25 protein-coding genes and 3 pseudogenes are annotated in these 25,901 nt (G+C 40.3%); 9 read left to right on the forward strand and 19 right to left on the reverse strand.

Annotation, left to right across the window (positions count from 1 at the left end; genetic code table 11):
- Positions 1 to 12: 12 nt before the first annotated feature.
- Entirely contained in the window at positions 13 to 1,839 is a 1,827-nt protein-coding gene (locus tag BTR1S_RS04755) for an assimilatory sulfite reductase (NADPH) flavoprotein subunit (protein ID WP_029418639.1), read from the reverse strand.
- Positions 1,840 to 2,180: 341 nt separating this feature from the next.
- On the opposite strand from BTR1S_RS04755, the gene BTR1S_RS04760 reads away from it, so the two are divergent.
- Both BTR1S_RS04760 and BTR1S_RS04765 read left to right on the forward strand, forming a co-directional pair.
- Positions 2,181 to 3,131 (forward strand): LysR family transcriptional regulator, encoded by a 951-nt coding sequence (locus tag BTR1S_RS04760; RefSeq protein ID WP_006638582.1) that lies wholly within the window; start codon positions 2,181 to 2,183, stop codon positions 3,129 to 3,131.
- A 92-nt stretch (positions 3,132 to 3,223) separates the two neighbouring features.
- Positions 3,224 to 3,571 carry a hypothetical protein gene (locus tag BTR1S_RS04765; RefSeq protein WP_006638583.1) on the forward strand — a complete coding sequence of 116 codons (348 nt, stop codon included), beginning with the start codon at positions 3,224 to 3,226 and terminating at the stop codon, positions 3,569 to 3,571.
- A gap of 246 nt (positions 3,572 to 3,817) precedes the next feature.
- On the opposite strand, the gene BTR1S_RS04770 is transcribed toward BTR1S_RS04765, so the two are convergent.
- The 4 genes from BTR1S_RS04770 to BTR1S_RS04785 form a co-directional block, all read right to left on the reverse strand.
- Entirely contained in the window at positions 3,818 to 4,381 is a 564-nt protein-coding gene (locus BTR1S_RS04770) for a maltose acetyltransferase domain-containing protein (protein WP_006638584.1), read from the reverse strand.
- A gap of 126 nt (positions 4,382 to 4,507) precedes the next feature.
- Positions 4,508 to 4,837: an HIT family protein gene (locus BTR1S_RS04775; protein ID WP_006638585.1), complete on the reverse strand. Its 330-nt coding sequence runs from the start codon at positions 4,835 to 4,837 to the stop codon at positions 4,508 to 4,510.
- A gap of 45 nt (positions 4,838 to 4,882) precedes the next feature.
- On the reverse strand, positions 4,883 to 5,221 hold the full coding sequence (locus BTR1S_RS04780; protein ID WP_155910102.1) for a hypothetical protein: 339 nt from the start codon (positions 5,219 to 5,221) through the stop codon (positions 4,883 to 4,885).
- A gap of 166 nt (positions 5,222 to 5,387) precedes the next feature.
- Entirely contained in the window at positions 5,388 to 5,663 is a 276-nt protein-coding gene (locus BTR1S_RS04785) for a hypothetical protein (RefSeq protein ID WP_006638588.1), read from the reverse strand.
- Positions 5,664 to 5,969: 306 nt separating this feature from the next.
- On the opposite strand from BTR1S_RS04785, the gene BTR1S_RS04790 reads away from it, so the two are divergent.
- Positions 5,970 to 6,464, forward strand: a complete 495-nt coding sequence (locus BTR1S_RS04790; RefSeq protein WP_034325808.1) for a YoqH family protein — start codon at positions 5,970 to 5,972, stop codon at positions 6,462 to 6,464.
- Between the two features lie 47 nt (positions 6,465 to 6,511).
- Here the strand turns inward: BTR1S_RS04790 and BTR1S_RS04795 are convergent, their stop codons facing one another.
- Complete coding sequence (locus tag BTR1S_RS04795) at positions 6,512 to 7,297, reverse strand: alpha/beta fold hydrolase (protein ID WP_029418642.1); 786 nt, start codon at positions 7,295 to 7,297, stop codon at positions 6,512 to 6,514.
- A 236-nt stretch (positions 7,298 to 7,533) separates the two neighbouring features.
- On the opposite strand from BTR1S_RS04795, the gene BTR1S_RS04800 reads away from it, so the two are divergent.
- The gene (locus tag BTR1S_RS04800; protein ID WP_006638592.1) at positions 7,534 to 8,448 is read left to right on the forward strand and encodes a class I SAM-dependent methyltransferase; all 915 of its coding nucleotides are present in this window, start codon (positions 7,534 to 7,536) and stop codon (positions 8,446 to 8,448) included.
- Positions 8,449 to 8,557: 109 nt separating this feature from the next.
- On the opposite strand, the pseudogene BTR1S_RS04805 reads toward BTR1S_RS04800, so the two are convergent.
- Positions 8,558 to 8,836, reverse strand: a pseudogene (locus tag BTR1S_RS04805) (dihydroxy-acid dehydratase); the annotation flags it as partial.
- Positions 8,837 to 8,966: 130 nt separating this feature from the next.
- Here BTR1S_RS04805 and BTR1S_RS23095 point away from each other — a divergent pair.
- Entirely contained in the window at positions 8,967 to 9,044 is a 78-nt protein-coding gene (locus BTR1S_RS23095) for a putative holin-like toxin (protein WP_224254524.1), read from the forward strand.
- Between the two features lie 514 nt (positions 9,045 to 9,558).
- On the opposite strand, the gene bla is transcribed toward BTR1S_RS23095, so the two are convergent.
- Positions 9,559 to 10,359, reverse strand: coding sequence for a subclass B1 metallo-beta-lactamase (gene bla, locus BTR1S_RS04815; protein ID WP_006638594.1), 801 nt, complete (start codon positions 10,357 to 10,359; stop codon positions 9,559 to 9,561).
- Between the two features lie 608 nt (positions 10,360 to 10,967).
- The gene (locus BTR1S_RS04820) at positions 10,968 to 11,969 is read right to left on the reverse strand and encodes an oxidoreductase (RefSeq protein WP_006638595.1); all 1,002 of its coding nucleotides are present in this window, start codon (positions 11,967 to 11,969) and stop codon (positions 10,968 to 10,970) included.
- Between the two features lie 151 nt (positions 11,970 to 12,120).
- Here BTR1S_RS04820 and BTR1S_RS04825 point away from each other — a divergent pair, with 151 nt between their 5' ends.
- The 3 genes from BTR1S_RS04825 to ynzI all read left to right on the forward strand — a co-directional run bounded on the left by BTR1S_RS04825 (position 12,121) and on the right by ynzI (position 13,502).
- Positions 12,121 to 12,558, forward strand: coding sequence for an Lrp/AsnC family transcriptional regulator (locus BTR1S_RS04825; protein WP_006638596.1), 438 nt, complete (start codon positions 12,121 to 12,123; stop codon positions 12,556 to 12,558).
- Positions 12,559 to 12,677: 119 nt separating this feature from the next.
- The gene (locus tag BTR1S_RS04830; RefSeq protein ID WP_029418643.1) at positions 12,678 to 13,052 is read left to right on the forward strand and encodes a UPF0715 family protein; all 375 of its coding nucleotides are present in this window, start codon (positions 12,678 to 12,680) and stop codon (positions 13,050 to 13,052) included.
- Between the two features lie 282 nt (positions 13,053 to 13,334).
- Positions 13,335 to 13,502 (forward strand): small membrane protein YnzI, encoded by a 168-nt coding sequence (ynzI, locus tag BTR1S_RS22720; protein WP_006638598.1) that lies wholly within the window; start codon positions 13,335 to 13,337, stop codon positions 13,500 to 13,502.
- Between the two features lie 205 nt (positions 13,503 to 13,707).
- Here ynzI and ybaK read toward each other — a convergent pair whose 3' ends face one another.
- Together ybaK and BTR1S_RS04840 are read right to left on the reverse strand one after the other, a co-directional pair.
- Positions 13,708 to 14,190, reverse strand: coding sequence for a Cys-tRNA(Pro) deacylase (ybaK, locus tag BTR1S_RS04835; RefSeq protein ID WP_006638599.1), 483 nt, complete (start codon positions 14,188 to 14,190; stop codon positions 13,708 to 13,710).
- Between the two features lie 577 nt (positions 14,191 to 14,767).
- Positions 14,768 to 15,735, reverse strand: a pseudogene (locus tag BTR1S_RS04840) (alpha/beta fold hydrolase).
- Positions 15,736 to 16,343: 608 nt separating this feature from the next.
- On the opposite strand from BTR1S_RS04840, the pseudogene BTR1S_RS21630 reads away from it, so the two are divergent.
- Positions 16,344 to 16,975: pseudogene (locus BTR1S_RS21630) on the forward strand (IS3 family transposase); the annotation flags it as partial.
- A 180-nt stretch (positions 16,976 to 17,155) separates the two neighbouring features.
- Here BTR1S_RS21630 and BTR1S_RS04850 read toward each other — a convergent pair.
- From BTR1S_RS04850 to BTR1S_RS04885, 8 genes are all read right to left on the reverse strand, one after another.
- Entirely contained in the window at positions 17,156 to 18,304 is a 1,149-nt protein-coding gene (locus BTR1S_RS04850; RefSeq protein WP_006638601.1) for a Rap family tetratricopeptide repeat protein, read from the reverse strand.
- Positions 18,305 to 18,434: 130 nt separating this feature from the next.
- The gene (locus BTR1S_RS04855) at positions 18,435 to 18,701 is read right to left on the reverse strand and encodes a hypothetical protein (protein ID WP_006638602.1); all 267 of its coding nucleotides are present in this window, start codon (positions 18,699 to 18,701) and stop codon (positions 18,435 to 18,437) included.
- Between the two features lie 529 nt (positions 18,702 to 19,230).
- The gene (locus BTR1S_RS04860; protein WP_006638603.1) at positions 19,231 to 19,662 is read right to left on the reverse strand and encodes a YrhA family protein; all 432 of its coding nucleotides are present in this window, start codon (positions 19,660 to 19,662) and stop codon (positions 19,231 to 19,233) included.
- A 133-nt stretch (positions 19,663 to 19,795) separates the two neighbouring features.
- On the reverse strand, positions 19,796 to 20,068 hold the full coding sequence (locus BTR1S_RS04865) for a hypothetical protein (RefSeq protein WP_006638604.1): 273 nt from the start codon (positions 20,066 to 20,068) through the stop codon (positions 19,796 to 19,798).
- 689 nt (positions 20,069 to 20,757) lie between these two features.
- Positions 20,758 to 21,222, reverse strand: coding sequence for an SMI1/KNR4 family protein (locus tag BTR1S_RS04870; protein WP_029418645.1), 465 nt, complete (start codon positions 21,220 to 21,222; stop codon positions 20,758 to 20,760).
- 293 nt (positions 21,223 to 21,515) lie between these two features.
- Positions 21,516 to 21,965 (reverse strand): SMI1/KNR4 family protein, encoded by a 450-nt coding sequence (locus BTR1S_RS04875; protein ID WP_029418646.1) that lies wholly within the window; start codon positions 21,963 to 21,965, stop codon positions 21,516 to 21,518.
- Complete coding sequence (locus BTR1S_RS04880) at positions 21,962 to 23,854, reverse strand: T7SS effector LXG polymorphic toxin (RefSeq protein WP_029418647.1); 1,893 nt, start codon at positions 23,852 to 23,854, stop codon at positions 21,962 to 21,964. The genes BTR1S_RS04875 and BTR1S_RS04880 overlap by 4 nt, the downstream gene beginning before the upstream one ends.
- 171 nt (positions 23,855 to 24,025) lie before the next feature.
- Complete coding sequence (locus BTR1S_RS04885; protein WP_006638610.1) at positions 24,026 to 24,571, reverse strand: SMI1/KNR4 family protein; 546 nt, start codon at positions 24,569 to 24,571, stop codon at positions 24,026 to 24,028.
- Positions 24,572 to 25,901 lie beyond the last annotated feature (1,330 nt).

A 25,901-nucleotide genomic window follows, 5' to 3' on the forward strand; every position in this document is an offset into this window, starting at 1 on the left:
TTTCAGTCAAAATCAGTATACATCACGCTGATAGCGTTTTTGCTGCTTCATCTCTGCCAAGTAGGCTTCCGCTTCCTCGCGGCTCATGCCGCCTTCTTTTTCGATAATGTCCAGCAAGGTGTTGTGAACATCTTTCGCCATATGGTTCTTATCGCCGCAAATATAGAATGCCGCTCCCTCTTGAAGCCACTCAAACAGTTCTTTGCTATGCTCAAGCATCCGGTGCTGGACATATACTTTTTCCTCCGAATCGCGGGAAAATGCGATATCCATCTTCGTCAGCACACCGTCTTTCAGCCACTTTTGCCACTCTGTCTGATAGAGAAAATCCGTGACAAAATGCTGGTCGCCGAAGAACATCCACGATTTCCCCTTCGCCCCGGTTTCTTCGCGCTCCTGCATAAACGAACGGAACGGCGCAACGCCTGTGCCTGGTCCGACCATGATGATCGGTGTGTCCGGATTTTCCGGCAACTTGAAATTTTTGTTCGGCTGAATGAAAACCGGCAATGTGTCGCCAGGCTGAAGCCGTTCGGCACATAGAATCGAGCAGACTCCTTTCCGGTCTCTGCCGTGCGTATTGTAGCGAACCGCCCCAATCGTCAAATGGACTTCATCCGGATTCGCCGCGATGCTGCTGGCGATCGAATAAAGGCGCGGAGGCATTTTCCGGAGAATCGAAACAAACTCTTGCGCCGACGCACTGAACGGTCCGAAGTCCCCGGCGAAATCCAGCAAATCGCGTCCGTGAATATACTCTTTTAAGCGGTCTTCATTGCCAGGCGCCGTAAGCTCCCGCAGCTTTTCATTCTCGGTAAGTGCCGCTGCCTGCCGAAGAAACTTCTTCGTTAACACCGTAATTTCAAAATAAGATGTCAGCGCTTCTTTCAGCGGGAGCCGTTCCCCTTGTTTATCAACGGTGACGACTTCATCCGGATCCCACTTCATTTCCTGTAACAGCATATCGACAAGTTCCGGGTCATTTTCCGGATAAATGCCGAGCGCATCTCCCGGCTCGTATGTGAGACCGGACCCCTCGAGCGATAATTCGAGATGGCGCGTTTCCTTATTTGAACCGCGTCCATTTAAATTCAAATTTTCCAGCACTTCTGCTTGAAACGGTTTTTTTCTCGAATAGACCGCATCAGCCGTTTGAGGAGCTGCCGCCTGATTCGGAGCGGCGCTTTTACCTTGTCCCCCGGCTTCGCTCAAACCGCCCAGAACGCCTTCCAGCCAAGCGGACGCAGAATCATCAAAGTCAACGTCGCAGTCAACACGGGGATGGAGCCTTTTTCCGCCGAGCTCTTCCAGCCGCTGATCGAAATCTTTTCCCGTTTTGCAGAAAAACTCATATGAACTGTCTCCAAGAGCCAATACGGAAAAACGGAGATCATCTAGCTTAGGAGCCCGTCTGCCATGAAGAAACTCATGGAATGACTGGGCATTATCCGGCGGATCGCCTTCTCCGTGCGTGCTGACGACGACCAGCAGGTTTCGTATTTTTTTCAACTGGTTTGCCTTAAAGTCGCTCATGGATGAAACGGTTACTTGAAAGCCTCGCTCTTCAAGCTTTTTGCCCGCATTCTCCGCAAGCCCCTGAGCATTTCCAGTCTGTGATCCGTAAAGAATGGTCACTTCTTTTGAAACAGGCTGCACCGGTTCAGCGGCCGGAATTTCCGCTGCCGGCGTTTCCAGCGCCGCTGCTGCTTCAAATGACTGGGAAGCGGCCAAAAAACCGCTCAGCCAAGCTTTCTGCGATTCTGTCAAAGTCGGCAGAAGACGGTTGAGAAGCTCTGCCTGCTCCTGATTAAACGGACTGTTCATTACCTGAAGTTGCAACGATATCCACCTCACTAAGGAATAAAAAATGATGACTGTTGGTAACAGCAGAACACGGCCCCTATTATCAACTATTCCGATAAACGAAATCGGTTTTAATGACGCAGGGAACGCAAAAACATGGCTTCGTTTTAGGAACATTTTCTTTTACAAGAAAGGGTGTATGCGTTCACCTCAGCCTGATTTTTCTGAAAACTGTATAAGAACTTGGCTGATCAAGCACCTGATAAACATTTCCTAAAAAAGATTCTACTTTAAAGTTTACTGGAATACTCAACATTAGTAAAATATATATTAATTATCACAGCTATTAATATCTTTAATAATAAGGTGGGATTGTTTTGTATTATGATGCACTAAAGACATTCGTCACCCTCGCCGAGGTGAAAAACTTTACAAAAACCGCCGAAATCCTTCTCATGTCCCAGCCAAGCGTAAGCATGCACATTAAAAACCTTGAGAAAGAATTCCAAACCAAGCTGTTCGAGCGTTCGCCGAAATTTCTAAAAATCACCCCTACGGGCGAGATTTTATATGACCGCGCCAAACAAATGATTGCCATTTACGAACAGACAAAGCAGGACATTCTCGATCATCACCATTCCATTAAAGGCGAGCTGAAAATCGGGGCAAGCTTTACGATTGGAGAATATATTCTTCCCTCTTTGCTGTTTGATCTTCAAGCAGACTACCCCGAACTTGAACTCCAAGCCGTTATCGGGAATACAGAAGAAATCGTGCAATCCGTCCGCCGCTATAAGGTAGATATCGGTTTAATCGAAGGACAGACAAATGAAAAAGATCTTTCTGTCCACGCTTTTATGCAAGACGAACTATTCATCGCTGCTTCAAGCGATCATCCGCTTGCTAGCCAAAGCGAAGTGACGATGGCCGACCTTCAGAATCAAACATGGGTGACGCGGGAAGTCGGATCAGGAACGCGTGAATATCTTAATCACGTGATCCGTTCAAATGGGTTGAAAGTGAAATCATTTCTGACGATAAGCAGCAACCAGGGAATCAAAGAAACGCTGATGACGGGTGTCGGGCTTTCCCTCTTGTCGCGGAGCGTCATTGAAAGAGACGTACAGCACGGAAACCTGACTGTGATCAAGCTGAAACATCAAACATTTAATCGAATGCTTTCATATATTTATTCACCCATTATGCAGGATAAGAAAAACGTGAAGATTTTTATCAATGCCCTGAACAAAAGAACAAACTTGGAAGCGGGAGACGAATATGATACCGGCGCTTCAAATCCTCCCTCTTCACACAATTGTTTGTATTGATTTGTCGATCATGTGAATCATCGCTTCCAAACATTGACTCCCGTCCGCACAACCCATATCCTGGAATTATCAAATGGAAAAGGGATGATGATATGAAGTTGTTAACGAAAGGTTTAGTTGCTTCATGTTTGCTTGCCGGAGCTTTTGCAGTTTCAGGAAATCCCTTGCATGTTCAGGCCCAAGAGACGGCGAAAACGGCGAATCACTCTATTCAGAGCATCATTTCCCCGCAGGCTGCCGTCATCAACAGGCCGATGAAAGTTGGACAGGAAGACCAATATGTCGGAATTAAGAACATTTCATACAGCGGAAGCGCGATTACGGTCAGAATTGTCTCAGACCGCGTCTATGTAAAAGCCGTCAGCCCTGGAAAAGCGATATTTTCCTATACAAATACACTGGGCCAGACGATCATTAATAATATCACGGTTACAAGGTAGCCTTCAGCAATAAAACCCCCGATATCCTGATATATCGGGGGTTTAGTAGTTCTTTAACCTGACCTGCATTGGAGGGGAGCAGATCATATTGGTTCGCTTTTTCAGGACTTTTAGAGAATATCGGCTATGCGTCTTCGGGTGGCAATACTGCATTTGCAGCCCGAAGACGCATAGCCGATCCTAGAACAGCTGAATGTTGGCAAAACCAAAACACCAATCAATTGAAAATCGGTGTTTTTTCTGATGCTATTTATCTTCCAGCTGTTTGATGATTCTTGCGGGATTCCCGCCTACTATTGCGCCAGCCGGCACATCTTTTGTCACAACCGCCCCGGAAGCGATCACCGCATTGTCGCCGATATGCACTCCGGGATTGATCACGGCCCGTCCGCCGATCCATACATTATGGCCGATCGTCACCGGAATTCCCGACTCCGCTCCGCTGATCCTTTCAGACGGATTCAATGGGTGTGTTGCCGTATAGATATGTACGCCAGGCCCGATCAAACAGTTGTCGCCCACCCGGATTTCACAGACATCGAGAAACACGCAGTCAAAATTCGCATAAAAATTCTCTCCGACATGAATGTTATAGCCGTAATCACAGCGAAAGGTCGGCTCTACGTATACCTCGTCTCCTGTTGAACCAAACAGTTCCTTCAGCAGGCCGATTCTTTTATGATCGTCTTTTTCCGAAGTTTGATTAAATTCACTTGTTAGCCTGCGCGCGTTTGATCTTTCTTGTCGCAAAACCGGATCAGCCGCATTATACAGTTCCCCGTTTAACATCTTCTCTTTTTCAGACTTCATTCGCCTCATCTCCCCTGTAAAACCCTTTTGTTTCGACAATCATTTTACCATATTATGATTTGGATTAAGCTGAATTCCCGGACCACATTGATAAACAGGCGGCTCCCGCCGAAGCGAACAATTCAGTTACCTTAAAGGCTTTCCAAAAACGATATGCCAATGAAGATGTTTTGAATCCTGATAATCGCCTAGATTTGTTATCACCCTGCAAGCGCCGTGTTCTTCCGTTACCATTGCAGCAACCTTTTGAACAACATCCAGTAATTCAAGCAGCAGCTCATGATCCTCTTCTTTTAAAGTAATAAGGGAAGAGATGTGCTTTTTTGGGATCGCTACAATGTGAACCGGATAAAAAGGTCTTGTATGGTAATAGGCTAATACATTTTCAGTCTCTATCACTTTATGTACCTCGGTTTTCCCGCTGAGCACTTCATCACAATAAAAATCTTCAGTCATCTTGCATCCTCCTTAATCTAAATATATAGACACGCAGATACGGCATTAATGATGATGATGGCTGTGGCTGGTTTTGCGGTGAGTATGGATGCCGCCGCTGCCTGCGCTTTTTTCCTTTTTTAACTCTGATGTTTTCACCCACCATTGTGTGCCTTGATAAGCGCCATCTAACATTTTCACCAAAGCCATGTCATCTTTTTTGATCAATTTTATGATTTTGACTCTTTGATGCCGCGGTATTGACTTTATGGCAACTCCATCTTCGTCGAATATATTGAACCTCCCGTGATTCTTGGCTTCCTTCCAATTTTCAACGGTATCAGCCCCGTAAATGGCTGAGCCCAATTTCAGCTCATCCCCTTCTTTATATTTCCCTTCGAGCAATCCCGCGACCACCCCTCCTAATATACAAAATATCACAAATCCAAAAAGGAATCGTTTGAAGCACTTTTTCATTTTCTTTTCCTCGATTTTTCAGCTTATTGTCCTGTTTCTGATTAAGTACTGCATCAATTGCATGTAGGTTATTTCGGGGCTTTTTTCTCACGGATCACTCATCCGAAAAGGAGCCGCTGCTTTTTATGATTTTATGAAGCAGCGCAATCGTTTCTTCCGCTTCTTCTTTCGATATCAAATCTTTATCCAAAGAACAACCGTTTTGAAAAACATTTGCCATCATGTCAATGCAGTCGTCATGGAGCTTCGCCAATTCACGGCGCTCAGCTTTGGTGATTGATTGATCAAGCCGTTTGGTCATTAATTCTTTTAATCTTTTAATATGCGTTTGAAAAATGAGCGCTCTTACTGTTGTCGGGCTGTTATTCATATAATTTGCCCCCTTCCAAGTGATCGATTCAAATATTGATGTAAACGGCCAATATCTGCTTCACAGATAAAGAGCAGCAGGTCTTTAGATATATTCTGCTGATGATATTATCCCACAATTTACCTTCAACGTGAAATACTTTCTACATGATATTATTTTTTGGGGCTGAAGAAGGAGAAAACAGGAATAAAAAAAAGCGGTCTTTTATAAGCCCGCTTATTTCCCTTACTGTATCAAAAGTCTTAAACCATTCTTGAGGAATTTCTGAACAAGAGATCGGGTAAACTATGGCCAGATGTGGAGGCGATGATATTGTTCAAAAGGCTGACGGTTTTGCTGATCATATTCTTACTTCACGCAGGAACAATCCAGGCGCAAACGTTCACCTATCCATGCAGCATTGTTCTTCATCCGGTCAGGGATATCCCCAATGCCCGGGGTGCTGCTTTGATTACGAAAGTGAAAAAACCGTATACAGATCTGCCGATGAGTCCTGTTCGGGAACGGCAAAGTGTAGGCATCTATGCCGACTGGATGCCCCTTCCTTCTTCATTTGGAGAGTATGACCGCTATGAAGGATTCGCGCAGATCCCCGGTGAAATCAGTTGGCGATTTAAGATGTATCCTGTTAAGGAAGATGCCCCAAGCTGGTTTGGCGGAACTCCTTGGGCAGGCAAATTTGATGAGATATCATTAGAGCTTCCCGCGAATACGCAAGTGCAAGTGCGCCTTTCTGATTCGAAAACCCAAAGGTTGGGCCCCGCTGTTTTACAAAATACTTTATCCGGATGCCGAAGCTGAAGCGGGGAAGTTCCCGATGATAAGCCTGGATCATCCCGTTGTCGCGGCTATTCTCCAATACACTGCGTCAAGATGCGATTAAATTTTTCCCGCTCTTCCCAGAAAGGGCCGTGGCCGCTGTAATGAAAGGGGATCAGCTGCGAATTCCTGATGCTTTGATGCAGTTCTTCAGCTTGTGCAAATGGAATCACTTTGTCGTGAATCCCGTGAATGATAAAAGCAGGTGCTGATAGTTTCGGCAGATCAGTATAAAGCTTTTCATCCCTTAACATCTTGATAACCGCTTTGGTTGACCACCCTGCCGCCTGCAGCCCCAATTGAAAAAACCAGTCTGAGAATGATTCTGTTATATACCGAAAGAAAAAAGTGTCTGTTACGTCACGCATCATTTTAGGGCGGTCACGCAACGCTTGCTGAAGCAATTGATCAGCAGTCTCTTTCGTGAAGCCCACAGGAGCTGCAGCGTCTACAAGGACAAGTTTAGATACTCCATAACCATTATACCGGGACATATACCGGATCGCGATGGCTCCCCCTGTTGAATGGCCGACGAGTGTGACATTGTTTAATTGAAGCGCGCCCACTACATGGCGAATATCAGCCGCCAATCGATTGTAATTGTAGCCGCTCATCGGCTTATCCGAATGCCCGAATCCTCTCCAATCAATTCCTATACAGCGGAATCCTTTTTCCGGCAGAACATTAAACTGATACTCAAACTGTTTATGGCTTAACGGCCAGCCATGTAAAAAAACGATGGTCTTGCTGCTTTCGGGATTGATATCCTCCACATATAGCTTTACGCCTGGTTCTACATAAACAAAGTATCCCACGTCACATCCTCCATCACACGTCTTACCATTAAGATACTCGCTTTGATGAACAGAAATGAATGTGTATTTGTTTTATGCAGAATCCTTAATTGCGGCGGATAAAAAATATCGTCATCTGATCAATTTTATATTGACAAAAAAAATTATTTATGCTATAATTTAACTATATGATTTTTTTGTGTATAATGAGATTCTCCTGGCCGGGGGAATCTTTTTTTATGCAGGAGGATCATGCGATGAAACAAAATGAGTCCAGTTTAACTTCCTTAATATCAGCTTTTGGGCGGGCATATCACAGCGCATACGACACACCCAAAATTTTCGATGATTTTATTGCAAAAGATCTCATTACCGAAAAAGAGTTTGCGGATATCAGTCAAAATATGATTCAAGGAATACAGTTTTTCAACAAAGATATTGCTCAAAGATTTCAAGATGAGCCGGAAAACATGTTGAAATGGATCACTCAAGTCCAGCTTTCTCCAACACCCTTGGCACGTGCTGCGTATTGCGAAAAAGTATTGCTTCATGAAGTGATGTTGGGATTAAAACAGTATGTCATACTAGGCGCCGGTTTAGATACGTTTTGTTTCCGGCATCCAGAATTGAAAAACCGCTTAGACATATTTGAAGTCGATTATCCAGCTACACAGCAATTTAAAAAGAAAAGACTGGATGAGGCCGATTTACAAATTCCGGGTCATCTTCATTTTGTTTCGATGGACTTCACCAAAACGTTTTCCTATCAACATTTGCTAGATGAAGGGTTTGAATACAAAAAAACATTCTTTAGCCTTTTAGGTGTTTCATATTATTTAACAAAAGAAGAAATCTCAAACTTGATCAATCATTTGTTTGCCGAAGTTCCATCAGGCAGTTCTATCGTTTTTGATTATGCAGATGAAACATTATTTGAAGAAAAAGGAATATCCAATCGGGTTGAAAACATGGTGAAAATGGCAGCAGCAAGCGGGGAGCCAATGAAATCTTGTTTCGCTTATGATGAAATCGAGAACATGTTGGAAACAGCCGGCTTGCTCATTTATGATCATGTATCGCCAGCCGAAATAAATGACCGTTTCTTCAAGAATCGAACGGATGATTTATCGGCATTCGAAACGATTCATTATATCCATGCCGTAAAAAAATAAGTTCTCTTTGCATTGCCGCTCAATCGTTAGGATGATTGAGCGGTTTTTTATGAATTGTCTATTAAGAAAAACAGGCTAATGAATGGCCTGAGAAAATGCATCCACTTTCTTAAGATTCAAACATATCTGTGACTGCGCCTTTTGACGCTGGTGATACTAAGCGTGCATACTTTCCAAGCGCCCCTGAAGATGCTTTTAGCTTAGGCTGAATCCAATGATCTTGCCGTCGGTTCAGCTCTTCTTCTGTAATTTGGAATGAAATCTCCTGGGTTTGACTATCAATGGTGACGATATCGCCTGTTTGAAGATATGCAATCGGACCGCCTACTTGGGCTTCAGGCGCGACATGGCCGACGACAAAACCGCGGGAACCGCCCGAAAATCCCCCAAAATTGCTGTTTTTGAACAGCAAAAAACACTCCCGGCAACTGAGAGTGTTATGGTAAAATATTCTTTGTACAAAGTTTCGGCTCACTCAAGGGAAGTTGGCTCATCCCCTTAGAAAGGGGGTGATGCGTATGACAACATATGAAGTCATCTCTTTAATGATTGCTTTTGGCATGTTAATTGCCGTGTTGTCTAACAAAGAAAAATAGACTTCCCTTGAGCCCGCCAAAGTTCAAAGGGAAAGTCTATTTCAAATGACATATGAGCCAAGCCCTTGTCGGGCCGCTTTGTACGAATGACTCGACTGTTGACCGCAGTCGGGTCCTTTTTAGTATATGCAGATTCTAAGCAGAACATAAGCATAATGGTGTCACAAGATGCTTTGGTTTACTTTTTTATAATTATATAGTATCACAGTTGAATCAAAAGTAAACATAAAACAATTTACATTTTATGTTGACTCCATTGCCCGCTTCAAGCATGCCATTCAATTTCGCGGAAACGGCACTTCCTCTTCCAACACCGCCGAGCCTGCAGCAAGGGCTGACTCAACATTCAGGTCAACAATGTCTCCTTGTCTTTGCCAGAGTAAGTCCGTTATATCTTTATTTCTGTACCTTTAGCGCCTGCGGTAAACCTGATCATTTCCCGCATTCTTCCAGGAGCGCTTGAACTGAACTCGACGGGTTTACATTCTAGACTTTCTGTTGAAACATAGTTTGGTTAGCTTTGGGTATGTTGGTTGATCAAATCAATTGTGTGGAAGAGCAAGCTCTTATCTCCCCAGTTCCCATGTCCGGGTACAACCGTTTTGACATGTGGATATTTTTCGATTACTTTTTTAACGGAGTCATCCCATTGTTCTACATTTGCGTCAGAAAGATTTCCGAGATCTTTTGCATCTAATGATTTGATCATACATCCGCCGAATAATATGTTATATTTCGGAAGCCAAACCGTAATGTTGTCTTGTGAATGGCCTTCACCAGGATAAAAGGCTTCAATCACTGTGCCGCCGGCTTTCATCACTGGGTTTGCATCAAGTGTCGGATTTGGCGAAGGATATCCATATTCCTTAGCCAGCTTTGCTGTCAAATGTGTACTGCGCACATCGATTCCTTCATTCAGCAGCGCCCGAATGCCTGAAATGCTATCATCATGCGCATGAGTAATCAGTGCCAGAACAACTTTTTTGTTCAAATGTTTTTTGATCATCTTTAACAGTTCTTCAGTTTTTTGGTCGTCCCCCCATGCTGTATCAATCAGGACGGCTCCTTTTGAAGTGGATACGATTAACCCATTGTGGTCATAGGTTGTGCCGTTCCAATCATTATACGATGTATGCGCCCATACTTTGTCATTCAATTTCGTTAATACAATTGACTTTTCCGGGTTGCTAATCTGAGCTGGAGATGAAGTTTTAGAGTGGGCGATCGCTTGATAGCCGAACGATGCCACAGCAACAGATAATATGAGTAATAAATGAACCACAGCTTTTCCAATCCACCCATTGCTAATGTTCAAATGAATCTCACCTTTCTCCATTGGATTTCAACAAAAAAGTTCGTTGACATCAAACATATTAGACATTACAGAATGAAATCCTTGTCTATACGCTCATCAATCACTGATTCACGCTCTGTAAAAATGAGCTGTCGTCAAACTCCAAAAACTCGTCCTGCATGCAGACAATTATTTTCGGATAACGTACCTACTCATCGCGTTTTTGGATTGCGCTTTTCTAAGAGTCCGTCATTTTCTTCGACTGCCCTATCGTAGATTCCGTATGCCTTTCCGATTTTTTATCACCGCAGTTTTTCGCAGCATGCGCTCCTTCTTCACGCGTTTACCCGTTCTATTTGGGGACAAACTCTGCGTCTCCACTTCGGTGAAATTGTAAGGGCCGCTACCCTGCGCATGTAACCGTGCAAGCAAAAACGGCTAGAAACGTTGATATAACATCTCTAACCGTTGTGTACGATTCCGACTGGGATCGAATTGCTGCCTTCTGTACAAGTGTTTCGACTCTGATATCCCCTTTTATTTCAAGGAATCTGATCATTGTCCGCGGTATGCTTATGAGCTTGGTGAATGAATGGCAGCCGGTTTCTTTTTGGCTCTATCCGAAAGCTTCACTCCTTTAAACCGATCATTTTCTGTGCGAAATCGGGATCTTCCAGCAGCGGTCGTCCGATCGCGACGGCATCCGCCAGTCCGTCCCTGATGATCCGGTCTGCAAAACTGCGCGTATAGATTTTTCCGACGGCGATGACAGGTATTTGAAGATGCTGCTTAATGGCGGCTGCGTCGGGCAACTGGTAACCTGGATGGATATCGGCCGGCTGGATGGGCAGCAGGCCGCCGGAAGATACGTCAACTCCGTCAAGCAGGCCGTCCGCTTCGAGTGATTTGAGTATCATCGCGTGTTCCTGTGGATTTAGGCCGCCATCGATGTAATCGGTCGAAGAGATCCGCACGATAACCGGGTAATTGCGGCCGGTTTCAGAACGAATGGCGGCAAGCGTGTCTTTCAAAAATTTCATCCTGCCGAGGCGCGTCCCTCCATATGCGTCATTTCGGAGATTGGAGATCGGCGACAGGAACTGATGAATCAAAAATCCGTGAGCGGCATGCACCTCAATTCCGTCAAAACCCGCCATAATGCTGCGTCTGGCGGCCATCCGGTAATCCTCAATAAGCGCCTCAATCTCGGAAATCGACAATTCCGCAGGCTTTCCGTATGATTCGTCATAGGGGATTGCACTTGGCGCAATCAGCCGATCCGTCACTTCCGGCGCCGACTTTCTTCCTCCATGAGATAATTGAACGAATATCGGTGTATCCCGGGTATGAACGGCATCGGTTACTCTCTTCAGCATCTCGGTGTGTCGATCCGAATAAATGCCGATATCGTTAGGCCACAGTCTGCCATTATCGGATACAGCCGTCGATTCGACGATCATCAAGCCGATACCTTTTGCTCTTCTTGAATAATGCTGAACGTGATGTTCTGTCGCATAACCTTCCGGCGAGCCTTTGTACTGCTGCATGGGCGCCATGATGAATCGGTTGCGAAGTTCGATGCCGCCAATGGTGAGAGGGGTATCCAGGTTAAGTGATGTTGTGGTAATCAATTGAAATCCACTCCTTCAATTTATCTTTGAATGACATTTTATAAGGTTATATCTACAATGTACATATATAAATCATGCTATAATGGAGAAGAATTCTTCATATTAAAGATAAAAAAACCGTTATGGAATATAAAATAAAGGAGAAAACTCTATGGACAGCATCGACAGTAAAATACTATCACTGCTTCATGAGAACGCGCGAATGCCGATTGCCGAAATCGGCCGGAAGATCGCGATGACACAACCGGCCGTAACCGAACGGATGCGCAAGCTCGAAGAGAAGGGAATCATCGCCGGCTACAAGACGATTCTTTCGCCTAAGAAACTCGGTAAAGACGTCACGGCATTCGTGCTATTCAAGACAACCAATTGTCTGGACTTTCAGGAATTTTGCTCGCAATCCCCGGATGTCATCGAATTGTACCGGATCAGCGGGGAGTATAATTTTATGATGAAAATCATCACCGCATCGATGGAATCGCTAACCGCTTTTCTTGATTCATGCAGCCCGTACGGTTTTTCTTCAACGCTTATCGTGCTTTCAGAGGCGATCGAACATAAGCTCCTGATCCCCGATAATGGCGAATAACATTGTGTGACTTTCTGTTAAAACCAGGCCCTGAGGCTGACAAGGATGAAAAACTTGATGGCGTTTTTGCGCTAGCTTTTGAGCTGTTTTGAAAGTTGTTTCGGAAAAGGAGTTAACTAATGCGAATGTTGAGTGGAATTTTTAGTTATTTGTGTACCGCCGCCTTTTCTGTTGTATCCGCAACAATCGTTTACACAGTGATGTTTCTAGAGAATAATGGTTTTGCATCTTTTATGGCGATAAGTTTTTTCATGTTTGCAGCTTATTTTATTTTTGCTGCACCGGTTCAAATCTTTTTAAATCGCAGCCCCCAAAAATTTAGCAGCCGATATTTGGTTGCTTACTTCATCATCTCTTTTGCCGTTTGTGCGACCGCGGCCTTATTGCTGGGTAATGGCCTCATTGTGTTTGTATGGTATAAACTGTACCTTTTCAGCTTTCTTTCGGCTCTCATTTATTGGTTTTGGGATTCCGTCTTTTTTCAGAAGAAATAGAATAGATGAGCTCCTTTAAAAATGATGACGGGGAATGTCCCAGCAGGCGATTTCGTTATCTGCAGCAAGGATTTGGCCACTTTTTTTGATTAGCGGCGGCTGATATTAAACATGTTAAACAGTGGCAGAATATCGTTGCCTGCAAAAGACAAGGAAGGTGCGGGGGATGTGTTTGCAATCCTGGGATGAAGCGGTTTCTAATTTGGTTATTCAGAAAAGAAAAAATGGCTGAAGAAGTTGACGAGTTGATGACTGGTATATGGCTCAGAAAGGAGTCTTATCATGAAAATTGAAATTAAAAAGAAAGAAATACAAAGAAAGTACAGAGAAAAGATGAAAAAACAGAAACAAGCGAAAGAGGATGAGAAAAACTACTTTAAGGAAGTTTTCGTTGTTGTAACAATAATAGTGTTATTCATTTATTTTTTTTATACTCTTCAAGGATTTTAATACGCCGTGGATGCATTTTCTAAAAAAAGCAGTTACTTCTTTCCTTTATCACAAGGCTAAGATAACACTGACAGAAGCCAAATGAATTTTCGCGAGCCGTCAATGAACATGATCGCTTAGCTGCCCATACCCGGGAGATGGGAAATGGGAAGCTTTTTTAAGATGAAAAATAAATATGAATCGTACAGAAGATCACGATCTTTGCTTATACAATTGCTGCAAACTTCGCATGGCATGCTTTGGCTAAATCTTGAGGTGCTAACTTTAGCTGCATGCCGATTTTTCCTGCACTGACAATGATAAAATCAAGGGTTTCTGCGGTTGCATCAATATAGGCCGGGAACGATTTTTTCATGCCAATCGGTGAGCAGCCACCGCGAACATAGCCAGTTACCCCCAGAAGCTCCTTCATTGGGATCATATCTATTTTCTTCTCACCTGCTGCCTTTGCCGCCTTTTTTAAATCTAATTCCTCTGCCACGGGTACAACAAAGACGTAATATTGATTGGCTCCCGCTGTTGCAACTAATGTTTTATAAACATACTCGACGGGATAACCAATTTTCTCCGAGACAGAGATGCCATCTACCGTTTGCCCATCTTCTGTTTTGTAGCCTAATAACTCATAGGAGATGTTTTGCTGTTCTATCAAACGAACCGCATTTGTTTTTGCCATTTTTTTCGCCATGCTCTTCCCCCACGATCAAAAAAACTTTTTTGTCTCTTTAATTACGGTCAAGAAGTAACCATATATAATCATATACTAACATTAGAGACAGCCATATTCTACTAATCTGTATCTTTTGAAAAAGAAAGTCATACGTATCGCGGATTGCAGGCATGCTAACGAAAGCAAGGAGGCTTTTCAGCGATGAATCTGTTCTGATTATAATACGTTCGCATAGAATCGCCGCCTTTTTTCTGTATGCTATTTAAAAGCCTTCTATTAACTTATATTCTTTTCTTATTCCTTCTAAAAGCTGACAACCTAATATTTCGCGGGATCATAAGATGGCTGGCCTTCATGTTACTTGAACTTGCCGAATTTCCAGACTTTAAAATCAAAACAATGGATTCGACATTTTTTCTGGTTTCAGATCCATTTGAAATGATCCAAATTATAAGATAGAAGAACACTCCTTCCCCAAAACCCCCCACAAAAGCTAATGTGGCTTCCCCATCTGGTTTTTTCATCTTCTGGGTTTGTGAAAAAAAGATTAGAACTCGTAAGCCAAAGCAACGCCGTGAGTATAAGCATCTTATCTTTACCTTTTTAATTTTTTTTGGATGAAAGAAAGCGTATCTAACGCTAGCTTTTTGCGGCAAAGAACAATACCGGCATGGCCGCAATTGTAGAGATATCTTTCGGGTTTTCCCCAACTTTCCCACAAAGAATCAGCATCTTTTATATCAATATATTGATCATATTTAGCAGAAATCAGCAGAATGTGATCCTTGTTAACTTTTGGCACGGCTTGACTAGGATCTGTGATTTCCCAATATCTTATTAAATCTTCATAAGTCACTCCATGTTGTTCTAATTCTTCTCTTATGAATTTACCTGGAATTGTATTCCATATCGAATAAGAAAGGCGATTGGCATAAAATATTGATGCCACTACATCAATTTGAGATTCAAGGGTAGCAATTAAATTGGCAATCCATCCTCCTAGACTTACCCCAACTAAGATAACAGGACCTGTTTTATTTGCTTTTATCCAGTGGATTAATGCTCGCAAATCTACTATAGCCTGTCTTGTCGATTCAACTGTACGATCAATATTCGCACTGATCATCAATTCACCGCTATACCGTGAATGTTCCGGCTCTCTTTCAAAATGATAGGGGAGAGAAAAGTAGTACATGTTCCAACCTAAATCTTTCATTATGCGATGATGAAAGATTTTTTTATTCGATCGTATGAATCCATTCGCCAGCCGTGGACAAAGATAACATTGGGTTTATCTATATCCGTTTTGTTAAAAAAAACCTCCCCTTTTAAAGTATCGTTGACGAGATCCCCTGATGGAATTAAGGATTCATAGCTGAATGTTCCAACCATATATTTTTTTCTTGATTCATCCAGAATAATTGAGACATCAGCAATTTTTGATTTGTAGAATTCATCTCTAGCAATTGTATCCAACGAAAAAGCAGAAAAATGTTTATCCTTACTTCTTTTTCTGTGTAAATCATATAAGGCCAACCGATCTATGAATGTTGAAAAAAACACTTTATGTCCTCCTGTTTATAGGGGTGTTTATTTTTATTGTAATTAGTCTATTTCATATAATAAATCTCTTATGTTCAGCTTTAGAATCAAAAACCTTTATTCATCCCTCATTATCAATTATTATTTTACTATTTCACGGTAACCGATTGGTGGATAAATCATGCCCTACCACGAAAATGAATCAAATCATCCAGGTTAACAACTCCTCCCCGTTTGAATTCAAAAAAGAAAGACAGCCAATGCTGACTGTCTTTTGTGCATCTTTTAACCCTTACTTTATAAAACTCACTTTCTCAATCACAAACTTCTGACGGCGTTCTATTTCTGTAAATTTCTTCTTTGTCCAAATTCCCCTATTAAACTTTCATATCTTTAAGTTACAATGCTGTCTGACCAGTTTGGTGTATTACAATCCCTTCTTAATTCGTTAAAGGCTAATCGTCAAATAGCTGGAGTATAGATGGAATTAGAGATGTTCCCCAATTGTTAGACCATAAAGGTACCGATGTCACAAAGAATCACTATCTCAACAAATATGCAATTCAGGATAAAAAGCTTCAAAATCAAACTCCCTCAGTTGAGGGGTTTTGCTTTTGCGTGAAATCATCAAGTCAGATCTTGAAAAACAAATCGGCACGTTGCGCCGAAAGCACAAGTATCGATACGGATATCGCAAAATCACTGCCATACTAAAACAGGGAATGCGCATTTACCATAAAACTGTTCAACGTATTATGCAGAAGAATCATTGGCAGTGCCGTGTTTAGGTAAAGAAACGGCAGGAATACGGGGCAGCCGTATGCCGTGGCTCAGAATATTTTGGAACGGGACTTTATTCCGAACGTCCTCTCAAAAAACTCGCAACGGATATCACGTACTTGCCTTATGGACAGAAACAATTGTATCTGTCCAGTATATTGGACTTGTACAATGGAGAAGTCATTGCTTCCAGCATTGGAGAAAAGCAAGATACTGCCTCTGTCTTACATACACTTGACCAGCTCCCAGTATTGCCTGAGAACTGTGTTCTACATAGTGACCAAGGCTCCGTGTATACTTCTTATGAGTATCAGAAAGCCGTAAAAGCAAGAGGCATTACCATGAGCCTGTCCAATAATGCCTCCATCGAATCGTTTCATTCCTCGCTAAAGTCTGAAACGTTCTATATTATAACAATATTCGTTTTCAAACGAAACTAAACAACCAATCACCGATAAACTATCGGCAATTGGCTGTATAAAAGGTGTTTTAATCCCTGTCTCAAAATGGGGTCAGTCCCAAAAGGCGGGTTTTCTTTAATCGATATTGTAGGTTGAAATTAAGTTTCAGTTCTTTCCGCGACTTTGATCGTATCATTGTTGGCTAACAAGTGAAGCACCTACCGTAGTTACGACACCTAATAAAAGAACTGCACAGATGACTAATTTTGCTTTTGTCTTTTTGCCTCAATTGCCAGTCGATAAAAGTCAGTAGCACCCCAAGCATCTTTTTTGTTCACTAAGATGTCCGCAATCGACTCACCATAGTGTTCCATGTCAGGATACATATCTTTCGACTCGAAGATCTTGAACGCTTCCCTTACTAATCCTAAGTCCTCGGATAAGAACAGCCCTTTCACCATCTTTAACTTAGCAAGTATCACGTCATTTTTGTACTTTTCTGCAATTTCCCGTGATCGTCTATAAAATGTCTCAGCCCCCGTAAGGTCTTTTTGTTTTCCCTTAATATAGGCAATGAGGAACAACGTTCTTGCCATAAAATCATGGTTTTCTGGTTTGGTTATTTCAAGTGCTTTAAAAAGATGGGAAACAGATGCGTCCAGTTCTTCCATATTATTATAACATAAACCAATATTAAACAGCGAGGAACGTAATAAATGTCCACGATTCTTTTCTTTTCCGTGAAGTCTTTTAGCCTCATTATAAGCCTCATGCGCCTGTTTCAAGGCTTTGCCGTATTGATAACAATCTGCCAAGTTTCCGAATATTATGAATTGACATCGTACTTTTTTGACACCGTATGTAGCACTTCCGTCAACTTCCGGCTGATTTTTAAATATGTCATATGCATGCATCGCATAATTCATTGAAAAATGTGTCTGTTTCATATGATAAAAAATTTCTGAAAGTTTAAAATAAAATTCAGCCTTTTCGAGTTCTATATTATCTTTATCTATAGTATCAAGGCACTTTTCTGCTTTTCGGTAATATGTTAATGAGTGTGTAAGCTCTTTTTGTCGGAAATGGTATTCTCCAGTAAAGAAATAGTAATAATATTCTAACATTCCGTTCAATTCTCTGTTTCCGACGTAGCCCCTGATGTCACCGTAGGTTTCCTTAATGTCTTTGACTGCGTTGGGGTAAATGTATGCTAGCATAAGTTTATGTCTAAACTCTAATAGAGAGTAATAGATAAGGACATCTTGGTTCTCTTCCATTTGATTTATCTCTTGTTGTATTTCTCTTCTAACTTTCTCCGCATTACCGATGTCGTTATTCTTAATCCTGCTATACCAAAAATTCATTTTAGTGGCTACTAAATCATAAGGAATTACACTTTCACTTGGCAACTTTCAAACCCCTTTCCTATATTCTTTCGTTTTCCATATATTAAGAATTATAGCACAAGAAGGGAATGACACAGAAATTATTTAGGAATTTTCAAAAGAAAGTGAATATATCGACAAATTAATCATCTAGTTACAGCTCTTTCAATTTATTCTTCATATGCAACTTCAACGCAGCTTTCCAATACCTCGCAGCCCCCTCCTTTATTCCTCCTTCTTCAGTTCTTATATAATAAGGATACTCCTCAAACATATCATCACATACGACAACTTCTTGAATCTTTGTGTTTTCCTTTCTTAAATAATTATTAAGTTGTTTTCTTATCGAAAAAAGCTTGTTTAATTTATCCTCATAATATTCGATCAGTTCTTTACTTTTATCTGATTCGGCTTTCTTCATCCTTATCTCTATTGCATGAATACAAAGATCAATAATGAATTTTTCGTGAATAGCATTTGTTCATTCATTAGAAATAACAGGATTCATATCTCACCACAACCGAATATACGTTTCCTTTTATGATACGTCAATTTAACAGTCTCTAAACAAAAAAGCCCTTACTCAGAAGGACTTTCATTCATTGTGTTCACTTTATTTTTTCTGAGAACATATCGACCGTCGATAGTCTTTTCAACTACCGGATGAATTTCATCAATCCTTGCATAAAAATTAGTCTGTCAATTGCTTAAGCTTTCTTGCCCAAAGTACCGCTGTAGCACCTTGACTAAGAGATAAAGGCAACCATTTTTGTTGCAATTTTCTCAAAATATTCTGTCATTCTAATACTTGTTTCTATTAACTATAAACGCTTTGATTAAATCCAATTTGTTTGATGCTCTTCACAGAATTTTCGAGAAATTTGGAGCTGATCAATCTCATCCACAACTCTCAAGAAAAAGCTCCCTTACAGAGAGCCTTAGTCATTCACTTAAATTACACTGTTTATTGCCTCTTCAATCATTTTGTTGAAACTTGTGAATTCTTCAACCACATCTCCGCTCGGTTTATCTAATTCAACAAAAACATTATAGTCAATATCAAAACAGTACCAAGAGATATCAGAATCCCCCAAAAATAAATATCTATTGTTCCATTCGTTTTCGTGCCATATTTCATTTGCGCCGATAATTCCATTATTGACGTCATTAGGGTTTGCATTATAAATAATCAAGCCATTGAACTCTAATCCATCCGCTTTTCTTAAAAAATCTCCATATTCCTTTATCCAAAGGTTTTTTTTAATGTTTTTAGAAATCCATTCTTTAACCAGTTCAATATTTTTTTCATTTGCAGGTGTCATTATCGATTTTTGATACTGATTTTCAATCTCTTCGATACGCTGCAATAAATGGGATAACATGTAATCACCTGCTCACTCTTTTAAATTCTTCTTCTTTTTTTACAAGGCGCTTTTAATAAAATCTTCTTCTGCTGTTCTGTACTCATGAGTCCCATTTCCCAATGGTATTTCCGTTTCACATAATTAATCTCTTTCAGGAAATTTTATTTTTATACGGTGGTTCATTTCTATAAAAATGTTCAACAACGGTTACATCTTTTTTTATGCTTACGCTTGCCGCATTGAGTTGAATTTCAAAATCTTCATATTCTCCATTTAAAACTTTATTCAGATAATCAATATACTCATCTGCTTGGTCTATTGTCATAATATTTTCAATGAAATCAGAAAAAATATTAATTTCTTTTGGCAAGATTATTCTTAAATCACCGAATGGGTCTTTTTCAAATTGATAAAAATGCTTCATAAGTTATTTTTCTCCTTTTAAGAAGGCTATTTACTATATGAAGGATATGAAGCAGCTATTGATCTGTCTTTATTCAAATACATCATTATTATAGCTGATGAAGTGGCCCCCTTATACTTATCTGTACCAATCTTCTTCATTTTCTCAAATGCTTTATCAATGACCTGTAAATTAGGTGATCCCAATTATCTTTTATTGTTCAACTACCAGGTGGAATTTCATCAATCCCTGCATAAAAGTTGTCATGTTGATTATTGGCATTCTCAATTTCTTTTTGAAGCTTATAGCCTCTTATTTTACCTATGTTGCTGTAAAATCTTTATGCTGCTTCACGATGCTTTTGTGCGAAGTTTATGCTTTCTAAGGGTGGAAACTAAATCTTTTACTTACCAGCTCAATTAATGATGTTTTTATTCGTTATGGATGAATCATCTTGACTGTCTAATTCATACAACTTTGCGTAAATCTCATTCGAAGTTTACGCATGACATTAATCTCAGCATCTTTAAGCTGCTCAACTCTTATCGGAGTGCTTCTTTTTCATTTAACACGTCCCCATCTCCTAAAAACCATTATTTACTTATAGTTTATAGGGCTTTTTTATGTTTAACAATTATTTGAACGAAAATCCCTTCTTACAATTTCCAAAAATAAAAACCTCACCCTTAATAAGGATGAGGCTACTTTGATTACTCTTCATCTTCCCAATCTTCGTCTTCTTCCCAGTTTTCTTTAGATTCCTCAAGCTCTTCCATAAAAAAATAAAGGAAATTATCAGCTACTGTTCGACCATAATCCTCTTGATTCTCCCAAAGTATAACTGGACATTCTCCACCTTCCATCTTATTTGTATCAAGACAATAAGAGAATTCATCTATGTATTCAATCACTACGATACCATCAATTAAACCATAGTGATTTCTGTAGTTTTCAGTAACTGTTACTACTCTGGGTGAAACTTTTCCATGATCTAAAATATCCACACCATAAATTCCACCAGCCCCATAGTTTTTTAAAAACCATTTATAACTTTCGGGTAGTTTTACGTTTAGGCTTTCTTGAATTTCATTAATTTTTTCGATGCTAATTCTACCTGTAAAGTCATCATCTTCAACATTTTCTTTTATGAATTGTTCAACTTGCGAATAGTTCACTAAAATCACCTCTAAATCTTGATTCTCTAATTGTTTAGCTCTCCATTTCCTTTTAATTCATGTAATACCTTGCTATATTTAGTGTGCCAGCTATTTGGAATTTCTGGCATTGCGCCAGGTTCTTCTATCATAGTGCTCTGGGTGAGCTCTTTTGACTAAGCAGGCTCAATTTTTCATATTTTCCAGCTGCTCCTTCTATGAAGATGACGACCATCATCCTCATCGGATTTTTCTTGATTTAAACAAAAAAGCACTTAATCAAAGGTTAAGTGCTTGAGCTTGAATATATTAAATTATTCTTCCTCGTACCAATCTTCTTTAGCTTGATTTAAATATTCCCATAAAAACTCAAGGAAGTTAGAAGCCTTTTGGTGATCATATCCGCTTTGATAAACCCATGTAACTACAGGACACTCTCCATCATCCATTTTTTGTGTATCTAAGCAATAAGCAAATGCATCCACATCAACGACTACGACAATGTGATTTGGTAAATTATAAAGTTCCCTATAGTCTTTGGTGAACTCTACGACTTCAGGGGATACGAGTCCATGCCCCAATATTTCGACGCCAAAAGAGCCGCCTGAGCCATAGTTTCTTAAAAACCATTTATAACTTTCAGGAAGAGAGGTTTGTAAGTCTTCTTCAATTTTTTTAATTTTTTCCTCATTAATTCCTCCTGTAAAATCATGGGGATTAGCATGCTTGTTAATAAAGTCTATAATTAATTCTTTGGTAATCATTGAGATCCACCTTTCAAGCTCTTTTCATATTCTTCCGCTCTCCACATCCAGTATTTTCTTCTGAAACTATCGTATTGTTGTTGCAGTTCAGGATTATTTCTAAAGCTATCCCCCTTCTCCACTAACTGGTGCAGTACTTTATGGTATTTTTTATGAGTGGTATGAAGTATCTCCAACATTGTCCCAGGCTCTTTTTGTATTAAATGATGTAAATTAATTGGTTTGCCATCTTCCCCAATGGGCGCTTTTCCGCTTTTCATTAATTCCAAATTAGTTATATTTTTATTTGGATGCTTCATGTTGAAGTCAATGTTTTTAAGTTGATAAATCCTCCTGTCAACATCTTTTAAATTTCCTCTTGGTTTTACTTTACCTTTGACTTCAACTGCATTATACCTTTCTTTATTTAACCATGGTACCGAAATATTCCCACCTGCAAACGGTTTTCTGCTTAGATCAGAGATTTTCTTTGCTTGTTGTATTAACTTGCTCTTAATATTCTGACCATCAAAAACATTATAAGGAAGCCTTCCTCCCCCAGCAAGCTGAACTTGCGGAGCGAAAGGATTGTGAATTTGTACTTCCTTTAGCTTTGATGCTGCGTTTTGGATTGACTTTTTAGAAGCCTTGATGCCGTTTCCAACAGCCTTCTTGGAAACTTCCGCTGCTTTGGCTCCAGCCTGACCGGCCTTCCCTGCCTTTGCAACCTTTCCTACTTTATCTGCACCTTTGGTACCGACAATAGATGTGCCAACCATTCCAGTAGCATAGGTGAACCATCTCGCTCTGCTTTCGGCATCACCATTGATGACATCCCGCTCAAAGGACTCTTCAATCCCCTTTTTCATGACATTGAATGTGTCAACAGGATGTGTAATGGTATAACCAATGCCCTCTAAGGTTTCTATTGGATGGGTTACTGTATCCCATATGCCGGTAGCTGTATCAACTGCCACATCTTTGAGACCTACGCCGATACCTTTAAGAATATCATCGCCGGTTTTATTAAATTTAGCTAGATTGTAAATCACTTTTTGTTCAGTTGTTAGATTGTCATATCCAATCTCATCAGCAATTTTAATATATTCACCATTGTCAATTGTCCTATCAAGTTTCTTTTTTAACTTGTATATTTTAACATCATGTTCACTAACTTCGCTAACTTCTTTTTCGAGCTTTGATCTCTTATCTAGTTTAGCCAACATGACTCCCATCGCTGTCTCTTGATCCCCGCGCAAAGCATCCATCTCATCCGGTTTTAAAATCAAGCCTTTTTGATAGCCGGTGATTTCAATTTTAGACCCCGTATACATTTTTTCAAGCCTTGTTATGTAGTTTTGCATCGTCTCAAGATCTGATTCAGCGGTATTGAGAGCGTTGGTCTGCTCCCTGTCAAAAGCATGGAGCTTCTCGAGAGTGTTGCTGATTTCCTTTTTCGCTTTCTGATTGTGTTCATGAAAATCGTTGTCATTCAAATCCGGCAAATCGACAATATGGCTGACTTTCGCGATCGTGGCGTTGGCTTTGGAGACCAGATTTTTTGTTGTTCGATCGGCCGCGTTCAAGCTGTTTTCTAAGTCATGATCGAGAAAGGCTTGCGATATATATCCGTTGTGATTCGGTTCAAGAGAATTCAGCGCATTTTTGATTTTTTTTAAAGCTGATTCGTATTCATCAATGAAAGTTTCGTAGAACTTGAGAAACGGTGTATGGCATTCTTCGTAGAAGGCACGAATCGCGTCTCCGCCTTTTCCTTTTAAAGCATCGTCAAGAGATGTGATGGCTTCAACACTTTTTTTGACTTTAGCCATTTCATCCGACTGTTTTTTTAATTGTTTTAGCGTGTGATCAATTGCATCGTGCAGCGCCTGAACGTCAAGAGTTTTCATGGCATTCCCCTCTAATACTAAAGTTACAATCAGTATAAAGTTTACCACTTTATAGAAGGGGATTGGTGAATAAATCCTGTTCATCCATGAAAATGAATCTTATTAATTAGGTCAAAAAAACTATTCTATTTAGGTACAAAAAAGGACAGCCAATACTGACTGTCTTCCGCATTATCCATAATTTTCCGCAGTTCTGTAACTCCATTCCAAAAACGCTTCTCCTTGACACATAATGTAACGATCTAAAAATATCTCAAAGTTAAGATTTAGTGACTTGTAGTCTAGACCATCCTCAAATAAATAGAGATAGTTAGGATCACCCTGTTTAAGTCTATCCTTGTCAATTATAAGGTGACATTCTTCCAAGAGATGACCTATTGGAATCCCGTTAATACCCTCAAACAATTCCACATATTCTAATTCTTCTTCAATTTCTTCAAGGCTAAATAAATGCAACCCTCCACCTATATTCTCACCATCTGAAATAATGTCGAAAATCCGAGCACCATTATGTTGTTCTAAAAATTTCTTGTAATCTTTGGGGAAGGATATGCTGTGTATCAATTCAAAACTTTGAATTTCATCCCGTGCTCCGTAATTAGAAAAGGTAACTTGAAACTCGGTAATATACCCTTCTGAGCCAAATAGTTTAATTGTTCCATTGTGATCTAAAAGACTTTTCAAGCTATTCACAGTTTTGTCTACAAAAGTAGTCAAAGGCAACACCTCACATATCGATGAATATAGGATAGTAGGAAATGCTTGCAGATGGCCGATCTGCCAACTCTCTTCTCTAAACGAAACCGGGACATCTCTAGAAACCTATCAGAATGAACAAGAAATGCTAATACAAGAGCAGATCAAATTGCTTAAACAGCAAATCAAATCTGGATATATTCCTCAAACTGGGCTTGTAACCTCCTCTTGTCGGATCATCGTCTGGTACTTTTTCTTCTGATGGGTCTTATTCAAGTATTCTTCTCCAAATACGTGTTAATCCTGACCTAATCACCGCAATTAAAGGAATTAAACTTCAACACTGAAGCTTTCGTTAACATGCTGGGATATGGGCTTGATGCAGCTCATGTCTGGCCCAGCTAAGATTCTCGTGGTAAATAATGCGAATGATCCTTACCAAAACATTATGGATGGCTCAAAATATACCGCTCAGTTACTTCATGGAAATCTTGAGAAGACTCATTAGCTGCTTATAAAGTGAGCCTGGTAAGTAGGGGGTTCTTCCCTTAGTCGTTCATCTGCCAATATGCTTGCTCCCTGTCGTCCTTGACTTAACATTAGCTCAAAAGAGATTTAACGTCGGAACTTTGGACATTCTCGATAGTTTACCTTCGATTTTAATTTCCCTTCTCCTCCGCACAATTTATTAATCGTTATAAAAATTGAGTTGCCAAGGAATTTTGGTTTAACCGGATATTTAACGCGGCGTGATCACAGCCCAAAAATTTCAAGACTCAAGGCTTTTCCTAGTGAAAAATAGTTTTTTTAAAAAGGGTAGGATGATGGAGAGCTGCGATACTTCCCATGTAAAATGAATGTTTCTACTGAATGCACACTAATTCACAATAACCTTCATCATTCAATATATATTGGCAGGCGCCAGGAGGCAATACGGGGCACGGACGACCACTGGCATACATGAGATATGGGTTGATGGGAAAAGAATATGGGCTTATAGGATAAGAATATGGATTTACAGGATATTGACGGTGAAACAAGCCAATCACTTCCTTCTTATTTATTATTAAGATTGTATTTGACTGCTTATGTTCTTGCAGATTGTCTTTACACAATTGTGTCAATGCCTAAAAAGGATTGCTTAATCTCTATACTTTATTTCTTAATGAAATACACCCATTGTTAAAAAATCGGATCGTATTGCCTGCTATCAAAACTTGATCACATGATGTGATGAGTTTCGTCGATGAAAAATTCTTAATGATCCCCTATAAAGAATCAACAATCGAATCAATTCCATACATGATTAACAGCAAATGCGTTTGGATGATGAAATAAGTATTCGATTTCT

It is taken from the genome of Bacillus sonorensis NBRC 101234 = KCTC 13918, from assembly GCF_001592005.1.
In the GTDB taxonomy this organism is placed as follows: domain Bacteria; phylum Bacillota; class Bacilli; order Bacillales; family Bacillaceae; genus Bacillus; species Bacillus sonorensis.

Coding starts and splice junctions, on each gene's coding strand:
- BTR1S_RS04860 (WP_006638603.1), bottom strand. CDS start 19,662: ATGTTATCCCATTTATTGCAGCGTATCGAAGAGATTGAAAATCAGTAT.
- BTR1S_RS23095 (WP_224254524.1), top strand. CDS start 8,967: ATGACAACATATGAAGTCATCTCTTTAATGATTGCTTTTGGCATGTTA.
- BTR1S_RS04875 (WP_029418646.1), bottom strand. CDS start 21,965: ATGATTACCAAAGAATTAATTATAGACTTTATTAACAAGCATGCTAAT.
- BTR1S_RS04775 (WP_006638585.1), bottom strand. CDS start 4,837: ATGACTGAAGATTTTTATTGTGATGAAGTGCTCAGCGGGAAAACCGAG.
- BTR1S_RS04800 (WP_006638592.1), top strand. CDS start 7,534: ATGAAACAAAATGAGTCCAGTTTAACTTCCTTAATATCAGCTTTTGGG.
- BTR1S_RS04790 (WP_034325808.1), top strand. CDS start 5,970: ATGATATTGTTCAAAAGGCTGACGGTTTTGCTGATCATATTCTTACTT.
- BTR1S_RS04880 (WP_029418647.1), bottom strand. CDS start 23,854: ATGAAAACTCTTGACGTTCAGGCGCTGCACGATGCAATTGATCACACG.
- BTR1S_RS04765 (WP_006638583.1), top strand. CDS start 3,224: ATGAAGTTGTTAACGAAAGGTTTAGTTGCTTCATGTTTGCTTGCCGGA.
- ynzI (WP_006638598.1), top strand. CDS start 13,335: ATGAAAATTGAAATTAAAAAGAAAGAAATACAAAGAAAGTACAGAGAA.
- BTR1S_RS04825 (WP_006638596.1), top strand. CDS start 12,121: ATGGACAGCATCGACAGTAAAATACTATCACTGCTTCATGAGAACGCG.
- BTR1S_RS04855 (WP_006638602.1), bottom strand. CDS start 18,701: ATGAAGAAAGCCGAATCAGATAAAAGTAAAGAACTGATCGAATATTAT.
- BTR1S_RS04770 (WP_006638584.1), bottom strand. CDS start 4,381: ATGAAGTCTGAAAAAGAGAAGATGTTAAACGGGGAACTGTATAATGCG.
- ybaK (WP_006638599.1), bottom strand. CDS start 14,190: ATGGCGAAAAAAATGGCAAAAACAAATGCGGTTCGTTTGATAGAACAG.
- BTR1S_RS04785 (WP_006638588.1), bottom strand. CDS start 5,663: ATGAATAACAGCCCGACAACAGTAAGAGCGCTCATTTTTCAAACGCAT.
- BTR1S_RS04830 (WP_029418643.1), top strand. CDS start 12,678: ATGCGAATGTTGAGTGGAATTTTTAGTTATTTGTGTACCGCCGCCTTT.
- BTR1S_RS04865 (WP_006638604.1), bottom strand. CDS start 20,068: ATGAAGCATTTTTATCAATTTGAAAAAGACCCATTCGGTGATTTAAGA.